A 14,509-nucleotide genomic window follows, 5' to 3' on the forward strand; every position below is an offset into this window, starting at 1 on the left:
GGCGGGGGGGGTATGCAAGACACCGCACCGGAAGCACCCTGTTTTTTTGAAGCGCGGGATATTTACAAGGAATATCGTAACCACGGTAATCTGCAGGTCCTTGCCGGGGTTAATCTGCGGTTGGTCACCGGGGAAATGGTCGCGGTGGTCGGCGCTTCCGGCACCGGAAAAACAACCCTACTGCATATTCTCGGGGCCCTCGATCAGCCCAGCCAGGGGCAGCTTTTTTACCGGGGCGAAAATGTTTTTGAGAAAACCGATGACCAACTGGCCCAATTCCGCAATCAGGTTATTGGGTTTGTCTTTCAGTTTCATCATTTGCTGCCGGAGTTCGACGCCCTGGAAAACGTTCTGCTCCCTGGGCTCATCGCCGGGCAGAAACGGTCCGCCCTCGTCGGGTATGCGGAATATCTTCTCGATCGGGTTGGTGTCTTGAATCGTGCCAGCCACAAGGTGGGGGAGCTTTCCGGCGGTGAGCAGCAGCGGGTTGCGCTGGCCCGGGCCTTGGTCATGAAGCCTGCGGTTCTTCTTGCGGACGAGCCCACCGGGAACCTTGATCCGAAAAGCGGCCTCAAGGTTTTTGAGCTCATTCGGGAGTTGAGCGAGACCCTTTCGCTGGCAACGGTCATGGTGACGCATAACCTTGAGCTGTCCCGGCGGATGAGCCGTTGTCTCACCTTGCGAGACGGGGGCTTGTTCGAAACCCGGGATGAGAGCAAAGATTCTTGACAGGCGGCGCAATGCCTGATAATTCTGATAAACTTATTAATAGATCGTCAGCACGTCCGCATATCTTGGGGCGGTCACTCCGGTCCTTTCACAGCGAAATCGAGAGTATGAAACAAGACAACTCAGTCCGATACCTGGTGTCCTCCCGCGGTTTTTTGGGGGGCATGAAGATTGTTGTTCTCGCCCTTGCTCTTTTTGTAAGCCTGGGTTTTCTGCCTTTGGCAGGAGCGGCCGTTGCTGCGGGGCTCGAGCCGAATACCGTTATGATCCCCCCCCGGATCAATGCCCAGGCCGGAGTTGAGCAGCTGCTTGCCCTGAGTGACAAGACTCTGAAGGAGGTAGTGCAGAGTAAGGGATTGGCAATGCTTTCCAGGGAGGAAGTACAGGCGAAACTCGGTTATGAGCATTGGCCCCCCAAGGTTGAGGCCGTCAAGCCCTTGATTGCCTCTCCTGCCGTCAACTATGTGGCGGTTGGCAGTATTACCAAGCTTGGGGAACAGCTCAGCCTGGACTATGTCGTCTATGACATCTTCGGCAACAATCCACCCAAATTTTATTATCAGGTCAGCAACAACGAGGCCGAGCTGCAGAAATCTTTTAACCAGATGGTTAACGATATTCTCTCGCACACCGGGCAATATTTTCTTGTGCAGTCCATTGCCATTGCCGGGAATACCCGGGTGGATTCCGGGGCCATTTTGCGTCAGGTGAAAAGCCAGGCAGGGGATCGCTATGCTCCGGAACTGTTGCGGGCGGATTTGAAAAACATCTTTCAGATGGGTTACTTTGACGATGTGCAGATCCTAGTGACCGATACGGAAAAAGGCAAGGAGATCACCTTTCAGGTCACGGAAAAAGCGGTAATCGGCCAGGTGCTCGTTAATGGAGAAAATGAGCTTGAGGAGAAAGAGGTGAAAGAGGTGGTGAGTGTTTCGCCCAACACCATCATCAACACCAAGGAGGTGCAGACCTCCGTTGAAAACATCCGCAAGCTTTATAAAGACAAGGGGTTTTATCGGACCAACGTTGCCGCCAAGCTCAACTATGTTGCTGATGACAAGGTGAATGTTACCTTTGATATCGAAGAAGGCGTCAAGATGTATATCAAGGGCATCCGTTTTGTCGGCAACAAGGCCTTCACTGAAAAGGAATTGCGCAAGGAGATGACCACCTCGGAAAAAGGGTTGCTCTCCTGGTTTACCGAGTCGGGCAAGCTGAAGCGTGATCTGCTTGAGCAGGATCGTTCCCGGATCGGCGCAATGTATCATAACAGCGGCTATATCGAAGCCAAGATCAGCGAACCGGAGATCAGCGATGAAGGCGACTGGCTGTATGTTACCTTTGATATCCAGGAAGGCGATCGCTACCGGGTCGGCACCATTGAAATCGAGGGGGATATCGTTGGCGAGAAAAACGATCTGTTCAGCCTGCTTGAGTTGAGCAAGGAGAAGTTCTTCAGCCGCAAGATTCTGCGGGAGGATGTCCTGCGCTTGACGGACCGTTACGCGGAAAGTGGCTATGCCTTTGCCGAGGTTGACCCCAAGCTGAGCAAGAATGAGGAAGACAAACGCATGGATTTGTCGCTCAAGGTTGCCCAGGGAACTCTGGTGCACATTAACCGGATCAACATCAAGGGGAACACCCGGACCAGGGACAAGGTCATCCGGAGGGAAATGCAGGTCAAGGAGGGCGGCCTTCTTGATGCAAGCGCGGTCAGAAAGAGCAGCGAGCGGCTGCAGCGGCTTGAATTTTTCGAAGAGGTGAATGTCACCCCGGAGCCGACCGTGCAGGAGGATCTCATGGATGTTGTGGTCGAGGTCAAGGAAAAGGCCACCGGCACCTTCAGTGTCGGAGCCGGCTACAGCTCGGTGGATAACATGATGTTCATGGGCGAGGTCAGCGAGAAAAACTTCCTCGGCAAGGGCCAGCACCTCTCCTTGCAGGCCAACGTGAGCTCCCGCAGCAGCCGTTATAACTTCAGCTTTACCGAGCCCCACCTCAACGATACCAAGCTGTTGTTCGGCTATGATATCTATAACTGGTCCCGGGAATACGATGATTATACCAAGGATTCCACCGGCGGTGCCCTGCGTTTTGGCTATCCGATCTGGAACAAATGGATGCTGGGCTGGGCCTATGGCTATGATGATACCAAGATGACCGATGTGTTGCTGGACAATGTCTCGCAATCTATCCTTGATTCCTTGGACATCGAGACTACAAGCTTTTTTCGGATCGGTGTGAGCAAGGATACCCGGAATAAATTCACGGATGCCTCAACGGGCTGGCTTACCAGCTATTCCATCAAGCAGGCGGGCGGCCCCTTGGGCGGGGACAGTGCCTTTACCAAGTACGAGGCCACTTCCGGCTGGTATTATCCCCTGTGGTGGGATACAACCTTCCATGTCAAAGGCTCCATCGGCTATGTCACAGAAAATGAGGATAAGAAACTGCCGGTGTTTGAAAAATTCTATCTGGGCGGACTCAATACCATCCGCGGATTTGACAGCGGCAAGATCAGCCCTCTTGAGTTAAATCCGGATGGCACGACCTATTCCAAGGTCGGCGGTGAAAAGATGTGGTATGGCAATGTGGAGTATATCTTTCCCCTGGTCTCTGAGATTGGCCTGAAAGGTTTGGTGTTTTTTGACCTGGGCAACGTCTACACCGATTCGGACACCTGGGATGTCGCCGATCTTCGCTACAGCACCGGTGTTGGCTTTCGCTGGCTCTCGCCCATGGGGCCGCTGCGCCTTGAATGGGGCTACAATCTCGATCCGAAAGAAGGTGAGAAGCAGGGGGTTTGGGATTTCAGCATCGGCGGGGCCTTTTAGCAAATGTCCGTCACCCGGAATAATTTGACTATCTTTGGCGTTTCTGCCGCCCCCCAGATAAGAAATGGACAATAGACTGGCGGCCCTCTTCACCGAGGGCCGCTCCGTTAATATCATCGGCCTGCGGGGAAGTGCCGCCGCTTTGTATATCGGCCGCACATCTCTGCTTGCCCGCCGGCCCATCCTCTGTCTTACCCCGAGTGAGACTGCGGCCCAGCACCTTGTTCAGGATCTTTCCCTGTTCAGCGACACTCCCGTTCATTTTTTTCCCGGTCATGAAATTCCTCCCTATACCCCCTTGTCACCGGACAGTCGAACTGTGGCCGATCGTCTCGCCACCCTGTTTCAGGTACACAGCGCCGATAAGCCGTTTATCCTGGTCATGTCCATTGAGGCCCTGCTGAGAAAGGTTTTGCCCCGTGCTTCCCTGGCAAATCTCGCCGAATTGGTTATGCGGGGTGAGGATACCGACCTTGAGGGATTGATCGCGTCGCTTACCGCCTGTGGCTATGATGCGGCGGCTCTCGTGCAATCCGTTGGCGAGTTCAGTCTGCGCGGTGGTATTCTGGACATTTTCCCCACGGGCTTCGAGATGCCTGTCCGGCTCGATTTTTGTGGCGACACCGTTGAGTCTATTCGCAAGTTTGATCCCATCAGTCAACGCTCGGTTGAAGACCTGGAAGAGGTCGTCCTTCTGCCGGTCAGTGATATTCTCTTTCCTGATGCTGAGCAAGAAGTGCAGCAACTGGTCGCTCGTTTTCAGGGCGTTGCCGAGGATCTTGGCTGGGACAGTGAACGGGTCAGGGTCGTGGAGGATTGCCTGCAAAATCGCCAGCGTTTTCCCGGTATTGAGTTTCTGCTCCCCTTTTTTTATGAAAACCCTGCCACCGTGCTTGATTATCTAGCTGAGGATACCCTTATCTTTTTTTCCTCTCCGACCGCGATCGACGACAGTCTGGCTCTTTGTCGGGAAAGGATTCAGGCGAATTTTGCCGAGGCCTCCGCTGCTGGTCTGCCTGTCTTGGTGCCTGAACAAATATTTCTCTTGGAAGAGGAGTGGCATGAGCGGGTGGCTCGTTTCCAGCGAGGGCGATTCTACGACTTTATCCATCCGGATATGGCAGAGGGGGAAACCCTGGAGATCCCTTGCGGCAATCATGTCCTTCTTCGGCAGCAGCTCGAGTTGCAGCGGAAAAATCAAGGGATGCTGCCGGAGCTTGCCAGGCAGCTGCACGTCTGGCTTGGGGGGGGAGATACGGTCTTTTTTGCTTGCCGGACTATGCGCCATGCCGAACATATGGCGGAACTGCTCCGCCAATACGAGCTGCCGGTTGTCATAGCCGAAGCCCCGGTGCTTGCGCCGGCAACTGTTGGGCGACAGATTTTCCTGGTGGATTCGCCGCTTGCCGCTGGCTTTGATCTGCCGGTGGCACGGCAGCATTGGGTTTCGGAAAGCGAACTTTTCGGCGAGCTCCGGTTGGGAACGGGCAAAAAGAAAGGGGTCCAGCGGCACCGACCCGCGATAAGCTTTGAAGAGCTCAAGGTCGGCGATGTTGTGGTCCATACGGCCCATGGCCTTGGCAGATACGAAGGGTTGATCAACATTGAGCTCGGCGGCATCGCCAACGATTTTTTCCAGCTCGTATACCGCGACGAAGACAAGCTCTACGTGCCGGTTGACCAGCTCAAGGTGATCAGCAAATATCAGGGGCTTTCCGACACCGAACCGAAGCTCGACAAGTTGGGCGGCAAGGTCTGGCAGGCCCGGCAGGCAAAGGTCAAGGAAGAGGTCTGGAAGGTGGCCCAGGATCTGCTTGGCCTGTATGCCCGGCGCGCCATGGTGGAGGGGCATGCCTTTTCGCCGCCCGACGAGTTGTACCATGAGATGGAGGAGTCCTTCCCCTTTGATGAAACCGCCGGCCAGCTCAAGGCGATCAACGAGGTACTTGACGATTTGAGCGCCCCCAGGCCCATGGATCGGCTGGTCTGCGGGGATGTGGGCTACGGGAAGACCGAGGTTGCCATCCGGGCGGCTTTCAAGGTGGTGGGCGATAATTTTCAGGTCGCGATTCTGGTCCCGACCACGGTACTGGCCGAGCAGCATGCCGCCACTTTTCGGGAACGGCTGCAGGGGTTTCCCGTCCGAGTGGAAAGCCTCACCCGTTTCCGCAGTCCGGCAGAACAGAAGCAGATTGTTCAGGAAGTGCGTGCGGGGAGAATTGATATCGTGATCGGCACCCATCGCTTGCTCTCACAGGATGTCGTTTTCAGGCGTCTCGGTCTCCTGATCATCGACGAAGAGCACCGTTTTGGCGTTTCTCATAAGGAAAAACTTAAAAAACTCAAAAGTCAGGTGGATGTCCTTACCCTTACCGCCACCCCGATTCCCAGGACTCTGCAGCTCTCGCTGCTCAGTATCCGCGACCTTTCCGTGATCAGTTCGCCGCCCGAGTTTCGCCGGCCGGTGAAAACCTTTGTGGCCCGTGATGACGAGTTGGTGATCAAGGAGGCCGTGGTTCGGGAGATGCAACGTGGGGGGCAGGTTTTTCTTGTTCATAATCGGGTCCACTCCATCCAGGAAATGGCCTCCAGGGTGCAGAAGCTCGTGCCGGAAGCACGCTTGGCTGTAGCCCATGGTCAGATGCCGGGAAAGGCCCTTGAAGAAATAATGGTCCGCTTTGTCAAGCGGGAGATTGATGTGCTTGTCTGCACCACTATTATTGAGTCCGGCCTTGATATCCCCAACGCCAATACCATAGTCATCACCAGGGCGGACCGGCTCGGCTTGGCGGAAATCTATCAGCTTCGCGGCAGAGTTGGGCGGGGACGGGAGCAGGCCTATGCGTATCTGCTGGTTCCCTCCCTGGACGGGTTGTCCAAGGATGCCCAGCAACGTTTGCGGGCGCTCATGGACTACAACGAGCTGGGCGGCGGTTTCAAGCTGGCAATGAGTGATCTGCAAATCCGGGGCGGAGGCAACATCCTTGGGATCTCGCAAAGTGGCAATATTGCCGCGGTGGGCTATGATCTCTATCTTGAACTGCTGCAGCAGACCGTGCTCGATTTAAAGCGAAAAGGGGCTGGAGTGGAACATCCCCTTGAGCAGATCGAGCCGGAAATCAACCTCAAGATCTCGGCGTTTCTGCCGGAACGGTACATTCCCGCCACGGAACAGCGCTATATCGCCTACCGCCGCCTGACCAACGCGGAGCAGGTCGAAGAGCTGATGGACCTGCGGGATGAATTTGCCGACCGTTACGGGCAACTTCCCCCGGAGGCCATTACTCTGTTTGAGGTGATGGCGCTGAAAACCATGCTCCGGCGTCTGTGGGTCAGCAAGTTGGAGCAAGGGGTGGGGAATCTTGTTTTTTCCTTCCATGAAAAAACCCCGGTGACCCCGGAGAAGATCATGCACCTGCTTGAAAAATACAAGGATCGGGCGCGTTTTACCCCGGAGGGCAGGCTGATTGTCAAAACAGAGGTCGGTCTTTTGCCGGAACAAATCCTTGAGAATGCGCAAAAAATTCTTGCTTTGCTCGTGGGAGATGACATTTGAAAATGACTGTGGTAGAATTTGCCGGCTAAGATGTCTTACAAGATTAAAAACAATATTTTTATACTGTTATGAGTGGATCAGTGAAATTTTCCTTACATGTCTTATGCGCAGCCCTGTCTCTTTTCGGTTTTTTCCATCCCCCTGTCGCCCGGGCGGAAATGGTGGACCGGATCATCGCCATTGTCAACGATGATGTCATTACCTTTTCCGACCTCAATCGGGAAGGGGCGTCCGTCTTTCGGAGGATCACGCAGGAGGCTCCGCCGGAACAGGTTGAGCGGACCTTGCTGAAGGCAAGGGAGGATATTCTTTCCAGCTTGATTGATAAGCTCATTGTTGCCCAGCGGGCCAAGAAGGTTGGGATTTCGGTGGCTGATTCGGAGTTGGACAATTCCATCAGTCGAATCGTCGAACGCAACAAGACCACTCCGGAAAAGTTTTGGCAGCAGATAGTGCTCATGGGCTCGAACGAACATGACTACCGTGAACTCATTAGAAGCCAGATCCTGCAAGAAAGATTGATCGACTACGAAATCCGTTCCCGGGTGGTGGTGAATGAGGAGCGGATACGTGAATATTATGACAAGAATTATGCCCAGAAAATCAAGGAGGATGCCTATCATGTTCTGCAGATGGGGTTCGCCTGGCAGGAAAACACCCCGGCCGCCAAAGCTGATGCCCTGCGGCGGGCTGAAGCATCTCGGCAGCAAGCTCTTGCCGGCCAGGATTTTCGCACACTGGCGCGGCAATCTTCCGATCTGCCTTCGGCCAAGGATGGGGGTGATATCGGGGTTTTTAAGAAATCGGAAATGGCAGACTACATGAGCGCAAGCATTAGCGGTCTGCGGGCGGGACAGATAGGCACCATTCAAGAGACTCCGGGCGGGTATCAGTTTTTTAAGCTTCTTTCCGACCGGGGCGATATAGGCCTTCAGGCTTCCTACGAAGCGGTGAAAGAGCAGATCAGGAAGCAGTTGTATGAGGAAGCGATGAACAGCCAGTTTCAGAAATGGGTCAAAGAGCTTCGCGATCAGGCGTATATTAAAAAGATACTTTAGGCGCTGGGATACGGATAGGCACTGCTGTTAACAGGAGTGTAAGCAGCGGAGCTACCCTTTCAATTCATGGAAACGGTTTAGTCTCGTTTATCCCCATAACCTCTGGAAAAGGGATGTTTCTCATGACCAAGGATTCACTAACTGCTGATGATGCAATTGAGCAGCCGAGGGCTTTATCACGAGCCGATGAAACCCTTGGCAGTTTTCTAAAAAGACATCGACAAAGTCAGGGAAAAGAACTCGAGGAAATCGCGCAAAAGACCCGCATCCATGCCTCAACGCTTCGGGCCATCGAGGAGGACAATCCCAAGGCTTTGCCGGCGGATGTCTTTACCCGGGGTTTTGTGAAAAATTATGCGCAGTATCTTGGCCTTGATCCAAACGAGGCATTGGCTTGGTATATCGAGCAGAACGATGGGGAGGCCAGGCCTACGGGAAAAATTAATGTTCAGGAGGTTCTCGCCGGCGAAGCCATGGCCGAGGAGCGGACCTTCCCCTTTGGGCGCCTCATCGGGTTTTTCATTGTCGTGGGCGCACTTTTCTTTGCCGTATATCTGGTCTTAAATTTTTTAGATTCGACCGCCCCTCCAGTCAGTGTTTCCATGCACGAGGCTACTCCTCCTCCCTTGGTGGAACCCCCTTCGCCGCTGTCCGTACCCTTGCCCGCTGAGTCCGGTGCTGATCCCTCCCTCGGTATGGTGGCAACTGAGCAGGGTGGTTTGCCTGTGACGCAGGGTGGAGTTGAGGTGGCTGCGCCTCCCGTTTCCGGTCCTGGAAAAACAGGGCCAGACATAAAGGCGGCTGTATCCGTGCCCGAAAAGGCTGGGCCGGAGATACAAGCCCAGAAGGTGGAGACTCCGCAGGAGCCAGGGGCCCAAAGCAAGACAGTTGATGGTAAGCCTGTGATTCTGCCGCGGGCCACCAAAGAAAAACCGGTCCAGGTCCCGGCGCCTCAGGAGGTGGTCAAGCCTGCTCCGGTATCGGCAGTTTCCCCCCCGCCTTCCACGGTAAAAGCTCCGGGGATGAATTATGTTCTGGAGGCGAAATTTACCCAGGAGACCTGGCTCTCCGTGCAGGTGGACAAAGAAAAGAAGAAGTCCGGCGTATATAAGCCTGGAGACCATTTGGTCTGGCAGGCAGAAAAAAAGATTTCCCTTTTTGTCGGGAACGCCGGGGGGATCATCCTTACCCTGAACGGGAAAAAGGTCCCTCCCCTTGGCAAGGTAATGGAAAGTACCCGGGTTTCCTTTCCGGCTGAATAGGTATAGCGAGAGCAGATGTCCTTGCGGCAAAGCCTGGGGATTGTACTCCAGGTTAAAGATTATGGTGATTCCGACAAGATTGTCACCCTTTATACCCTGGAACACGGCAAAATTGTGTTGATCGCCAAAGGCGCCAAGCGCAGTAAGATCCGTTTTGTCAACAAGCTTGAGCTTTTTTCCCTCCTCTCCGTCCTCTTTGCCCCAAATCGTCACAGTTCGCTGATGCGCCTGGATCAGGCCGAGTTGCTGGATTCCTTCCCCCGGCTGCGAGAGAACTATGCGCTGTACGCCGCAGCCTCCCTGCTGTGTGAGCTTGTCCTGCACTGGACCAGGGAGCATGATAGTGATGCAGAGCTTTTTCGTTTACTTGGCTGGGGTATCGAGGGACTGGCTTTGGCAGAAGGGGCGGTGCACCGGAGGATTATTTTTTTTCACGTCAAGATGCTGGAGATCCTTGGCTATCGGCCTGACCTGACTGGGTGTCTTGATTGCGGTCTTTTGGGCGGTCCCGGGATATTGTATCGTTTCAGCTCCTTACGCAACGGTTTGGTGTGCAGCCGTTGCCAACCCCAGGCTACAGGCAATAACTCTTCACCCCTTTCCATCCAGACCATCCAGCTGTTGCGTAAGGTGCAGGATATGGAGCAAGACAAACTGGCGCGGCTCCATTTTTCCCCGGCGGCCCTCAGGGAGGCCATCGATTTGTTGAAACGGCATGACAACCATCTCTTGCAGCGTGAAGTGCAGTCCTGGAATTTCTTGGGCTGATAGGTTATTCAGCCTTGATTTTCTGAAGGACCCAGGCCATGTTGCGTCCCAGGTCGCGCATGGTTTTCATGCCTTCCTCGTCCTTGGTCACCTCGCCCGGCTCCCTGCCAATGCCGATGTTCCAGTAAGAGGAGCCCACCACGATCATTTGGCCGATCAGGAAAAAGGCGTTGAGGGAATTGAATACCTGATAGGCCCCGGCCCGACGGGCCGCAACCACTCCGGCCCCGGCTTTGCGCTTGAACAGATCGCCGTTGGCCCGGGAAACCATGCCGCACCGTTCGATCAGGGCTTTCATCCCCGCGGAAACATCGGCGAAGTAGGTGGGGGAGCCGAGAAGGATGCCATCGGCTGCGATCATCTTCTCAAGACAATCATTGATGATGTCATTTCCCACGGCGCAGCGATTGTCCTTGTTCTTGAAACACTGATAGCAGGCGATGCAGCCTGAAATCGGCTGGCCTGATAACTCCACCAGCTCTGTGTCGATTCCCTGTATGGACAATTCGTTCAGGGCGGTATTCAGCAATGTTGCGGTATTTCCACCCTTGCGGGCGCTTCCGCTAAAAGCGACGACTTTCATGGTATGCTCCTCGGACGTTATGCTGCGTTTAGGGGGTACCATGATAGTGTAATCGAGATTGAAAAAGAGAGGAAATGATTTTGAAAAAAACCAGTCGGGGAAGAGCCCCGACCGGTTTCAATAAGACAAGGTTACTTCCAGCAGTAGGATATTTCTGTCTCACTCTGCCAGCTGTCCCAGAGATAGGCCTCCTCCCGTTGTTGGGCAATGGTCCGGAAGGCATAGCGAACCTGCTCCTCAAAGAAGCTGCAGTAGGGGCTTGGCGCATTGATGTCGCCGGACACCTTGTAGATCTCAGCCGGGCAAGGAGCCCCGCAGAAATGCCGGATGGCGCATCCTGCGCAGGGGAGAATCTTTTCCACCTTCCGGTTCGTCACCTCTTGAAAGGGCTTGCTGGCCAGAATATCAACAGGGTCATCACGGAAGATGTTTCCGCCGGAGAACTCGTTCATGCCGATGAATTCACTGCACGGCACGACCTCGCCGTCAGCGGAAACGGCAAAAAAGCAACGGCCGCCGCCGCAGGGAGAGATGTCGCACATCAACCTGCGTCCGGTCGGGCCGATAACTCCCGCCAGGACATTGGCGAAGTTGGCGATGACAAGTTTTCTCCCGGTTTGTTCAAAAAGCTTAAAGGAGTGGTCCAGCGCCTTGAAAAAAGCCTCGGCCAGGACATGGTTGTCCGGTTTCAGGTCCATGCCGCCTTGGCGGGTGCAGCGCACCGGATTGAGCATGACAACCCGTACCCCAAGGTCGTGGTAGAAGTCCACCATTTCGGTCAGGGTGTGCACGTTTGCTTGCGTAACCGTGGTTATGACATTGAGGGCAGGATAATCGACGAGTTTTTTGATCACCGAAACAACGGTGTCGAAGTATCCGTTGCCCTGCCAGTTTTTCCTGGTGCTGTTGGCGATCTCTGCCGTGGGGGCATCCAGGGAAAGACCGATGCCGACCCCGTGATCTCTTAAAAAGCTGATTGCGCTATCATCGAGCAGGGTGGCATTGGTCTGGATGCCGAAATGGAACTCGTCTTTATATTTGGCAATTGCGGCAAACACGGCATCTCTTGCAACCATGGGCTCGCTGCCGTGAAAGATAAGCTGCGGCTTTACCCCCTCCGGCAAAACCTTCCGGAAGTGTTGCAGTAAACGCTCAAGAGCGAGCATCAGCTTTTCCTCTCCCATGTCGATGCCGTTTTTACGCATCTCTTCCGGGAGGTAGCAGTAGCTGCAGTTCAGGTTGCAGCGTTCGGTGGGATTCACATACGCGGCGGAGAGCTTCAAGCCCGAGCGCAGGTGGTCCATTTCCGTGTGGAATTCCGACTCACGGGCCATGAAATCGTGGGCCATGGAGCCGGCCAAGGCCTGGGGCAGGTCATCCCTGTCAACCAGAGCCCAGTATGCCGTGTCCGCCTCGACAACCGCAACTCGGTCGGGATCGCCGATCTCCAGCACGGAAAAATTCGGGCCATGGCCGGTGTTGGCGAAAATGGTTGCTGCTGTCTGTGTGTCTGCGTGTTTCATTACTTGCCGTTCGCCTCTGGTTTTGTTTCCGCAGTGGGGGCGAGGAGGATGTAATGGGAAAGTCCGGTCCCCTGGCCGATTAGATTGCAGCGTCGACGGTACGAGATAATCTCTTTCTGTGTTTTCATGGTGTTCTCCTTTTTTATTGTTGAACTGTGAGCATAAAAAAACCCGGAGAAACCCCCATGGGAGCTTCTCCGGGTTCTGTTTCCATAGGAATACCCAGACGAACAGCATAATACATACAGCAAAAACATTCGCATCAGGTCTTCTGGCTTTCGGATCGTCTGCTGGCCTGCGGCCTTCCCCCCAAGTAGAGCCTCTGGGAGTGACCGGGAAATTCCCTGTGCTGACCAGCATCCCCGATTACAGCGGCGGGACCGCCACGGATTTACACCGTGTTCCGGGATGATGCAATGTTCACTATTTTTTTCTATAAACCATTTTTGCCCGGTGGTTGTCAAGTGTGGCAGTGGATAATTTTGAAATAGAGAGGGGCAACCAATTTGCGGCTAATATGGTTTGGACATTAGGCCCACGGAGAAGAAATGGTTTCTCGGTATGTTTTTTCGGGGATTGGTTGGCGTTAAATCGGGCCAAGATCGTAAGCCGTCCTTGACTGTGACCCCAAAGTTGGTTATTTTTCCATGTTCAAGCGAGAGTGGCGGAATTGGTAGACGCACTGGTCTTAGGAACCAGCGCCTTTGGTATGGGGGTTCGACTCCCCCCTCTCGCACCATAAGAAAACAGCTCTGACGTCAAGGTCGGAGTGTCGGTAGATATTTTATTCATCCCGTGAGGAGGAACCCGCGAAGATGTTCCTGCACTGGATGACTGTGTTGTCGAAAATGTTTGAAACAAGGAAGGTGTTGCATGCAGATCAATGTTGAAGACGTGAGTGCGCTTACCAAAAAAATGACCATAACTCTGCCGGAAGCGCAGGTTGCCCAGGAACTTGAGTCCACCTATAGAAAACTGAACTCAGAAGTCTCATTGAAAGGGTTCCGTAAGGGCAAAATACCCCGGCAAGTGCTGGAAAAAAATTATGGACCGAAGGTTGAGTATGACGTGGCTGAAAAGTTGATTCAGGAATCATATTTTGATGCCCTGGAGAAAAGCAAGATCGATGCGGTTGTCCACCCTGACATCCGTGAACAGAAGTTTGCCGAGAATGGTACTTTTGTTTACATCGCAGAGGTTGATGTCCGGCCCCAGTTCGAACTGGGCGAGTATAAGGGGCTCGAGATCGAGCAGGCCGCCCTTGAGGTGACCGACGAGGAGATAGCCCAGGAGCTTGAGGCCCTGCAGAAGCAGATGGCTCCCCTGCAAAGCGTTGAAGACCGAGCCATTGAGCTGGGGCATCTGGCTGTGGTTGATTTCCAGGGCTACCACAACGGCAATCCCATCAAGCAGGTGGTTGGCGAAAATTATTCCGTTGATGTCGGTTCCGGTCAGTATGGCAAGGAGTTTGAAGAGAAGCTTCTTGGCTTGAAAAAAGGCGAGGAAGCTTCGCAGGAAATAGATTTTCCGGCAAATTTTGCCAATCCGATTCTGGCCAGCAAGAAGGTAGAGTTTAAAATCAATGTCAAGGATGTGAAGGAGCGGGTGCTCCCTCCCCTTGATGACGAATTTGCCAAGGAGGTCGGGGAGGAATTTGCCACCCTTGAGGCGCTCAAGGGTCATATTCGGGAGAAGAAGCTGCTTGCCAAGAAGGATGCCCAGCGGGGCGATCTTACCGACAAGTTGATGAAGGCGCTGATCGAAGCCCATGAATTTGAGATTCCGCCTCGGCTGGTGGCCTATGAAATCGAGTCAATGATTAAAGAACTGGAAAGCAACCTGGAGCGGCAGGGGATGACCCTGGAAGCCGCCGGGTTCAACCGGGATGCCTTGGTCGAACAGTATAAGCTTGCGGCGCAGTCACGGGTCAAGGGTGATTTCCTTTTGAAAAAGGTCGCGGAAAAGGAAGGGCTTAAGCTGGAAAATGAAGACATCGATAAAGGGTTTCAGCGCATCTCCGAGCAGTACAACATGCCGGTCAGCGAAGTGAAGAAATATTTTTCCAGCAGGGATGACCTGCTCCCCTTCATGGCAGAGCTGTTGAACGAAAAAATATTGAGTTTCCTGCTTGATGCAGCCAAGATGAAAATCGTCCCGGCTGCTGCCTAGGGTGTGAGCGATCCACTAACTTCTAGA

Annotated in this window: 10 protein-coding genes, 1 tRNA gene and 1 riboswitch; of the genes, 8 read left to right on the forward strand and 3 right to left on the reverse strand. The window is 54.0% G+C overall.

All coding sequences use genetic code 11. The features are described 5' to 3' along the window. Positions 1-12 precede the first annotated feature (12 nt). The 6 genes from OLX77_RS09385 (at position 13) to recO (ending at position 10,207) form a co-directional block, all read left to right on the forward strand. Positions 13-729 (forward strand): ABC transporter ATP-binding protein, encoded by a 717-nt coding sequence (locus OLX77_RS09385; protein ID WP_307633340.1) that lies wholly within the window; start codon positions 13-15, stop codon positions 727-729. 164 nt (positions 730-893) lie between these two features. Continuing rightward, positions 894-3,563: an outer membrane protein assembly factor BamA gene (gene bamA / locus OLX77_RS09390; protein ID WP_307633341.1), complete on the forward strand. Its 2,670-nt coding sequence runs from the start codon at positions 894-896 to the stop codon at positions 3,561-3,563. Positions 3,564-3,627: 64 nt separating this feature from the next. Then, positions 3,628-7,119, forward strand: a complete 3,492-nt coding sequence (gene mfd, locus OLX77_RS09395) for a transcription-repair coupling factor (protein ID WP_307633342.1) — start codon at positions 3,628-3,630, stop codon at positions 7,117-7,119. An 80-nt stretch (positions 7,120-7,199) separates the two neighbouring features. Beyond that, a complete protein-coding gene (locus OLX77_RS09400; RefSeq protein WP_307633343.1) occupies positions 7,200-8,177 on the forward strand; it encodes a SurA N-terminal domain-containing protein in 978 nt (325 codons plus the stop codon). A 122-nt stretch (positions 8,178-8,299) separates the two neighbouring features. Then, positions 8,300-9,439 (forward strand): helix-turn-helix domain-containing protein, encoded by a 1,140-nt coding sequence (locus OLX77_RS09405; protein WP_307633344.1) that lies wholly within the window; start codon positions 8,300-8,302, stop codon positions 9,437-9,439. A gap of 15 nt (positions 9,440-9,454) precedes the next feature. Further along, positions 9,455-10,207, forward strand: a complete 753-nt coding sequence (recO, locus tag OLX77_RS09410) for a DNA repair protein RecO (protein ID WP_307633345.1) — start codon at positions 9,455-9,457, stop codon at positions 10,205-10,207. 4 nt (positions 10,208-10,211) lie between these two features. Here the strand turns inward: recO and OLX77_RS09415 are convergent, their stop codons facing one another. The 3 genes from OLX77_RS09415 to OLX77_RS09425 all read right to left on the reverse strand — a co-directional run bounded on the left by OLX77_RS09415 (position 10,212) and on the right by OLX77_RS09425 (position 12,441). Continuing rightward, the gene (locus tag OLX77_RS09415) at positions 10,212-10,790 is read right to left on the reverse strand and encodes a flavodoxin family protein (RefSeq protein WP_307633346.1); all 579 of its coding nucleotides are present in this window, start codon (positions 10,788-10,790) and stop codon (positions 10,212-10,214) included. A gap of 131 nt (positions 10,791-10,921) precedes the next feature. Continuing rightward, positions 10,922-12,313 carry a peptide-modifying radical SAM enzyme CbpB gene (gene cbpB / locus OLX77_RS09420; RefSeq protein ID WP_307633347.1) on the reverse strand — a complete coding sequence of 464 codons (1,392 nt, stop codon included), beginning with the start codon at positions 12,311-12,313 and terminating at the stop codon, positions 10,922-10,924. Then, the gene (locus OLX77_RS09425) at positions 12,313-12,441 is read right to left on the reverse strand and encodes a hypothetical protein (protein WP_307633348.1); all 129 of its coding nucleotides are present in this window, start codon (positions 12,439-12,441) and stop codon (positions 12,313-12,315) included. Before OLX77_RS09425 ends, cbpB begins: the two co-directional genes overlap by 1 nt. A 138-nt stretch (positions 12,442-12,579) precedes the next feature. Then, positions 12,580-12,718: riboswitch (cobalamin riboswitch) on the reverse strand. A 250-nt stretch (positions 12,719-12,968) separates the two neighbouring features. Between OLX77_RS09425 and OLX77_RS09430 the strand changes: the two genes are divergently transcribed. Both OLX77_RS09430 and tig read left to right on the forward strand, forming a co-directional pair. Continuing rightward, positions 12,969-13,052, forward strand: a tRNA-Leu gene (locus OLX77_RS09430). A 134-nt stretch (positions 13,053-13,186) separates the two neighbouring features. After that, the gene (tig, locus tag OLX77_RS09435) at positions 13,187-14,482 is read left to right on the forward strand and encodes a trigger factor (protein ID WP_307633349.1); all 1,296 of its coding nucleotides are present in this window, start codon (positions 13,187-13,189) and stop codon (positions 14,480-14,482) included. Positions 14,483-14,509 lie beyond the last annotated feature (27 nt).

Source organism: Thiovibrio frasassiensis, from assembly GCF_029607905.1.
Lineage (GTDB): Bacteria > Desulfobacterota > Desulfobulbia > Desulfobulbales > Desulfurivibrionaceae > Thiovibrio > Thiovibrio frasassiensis.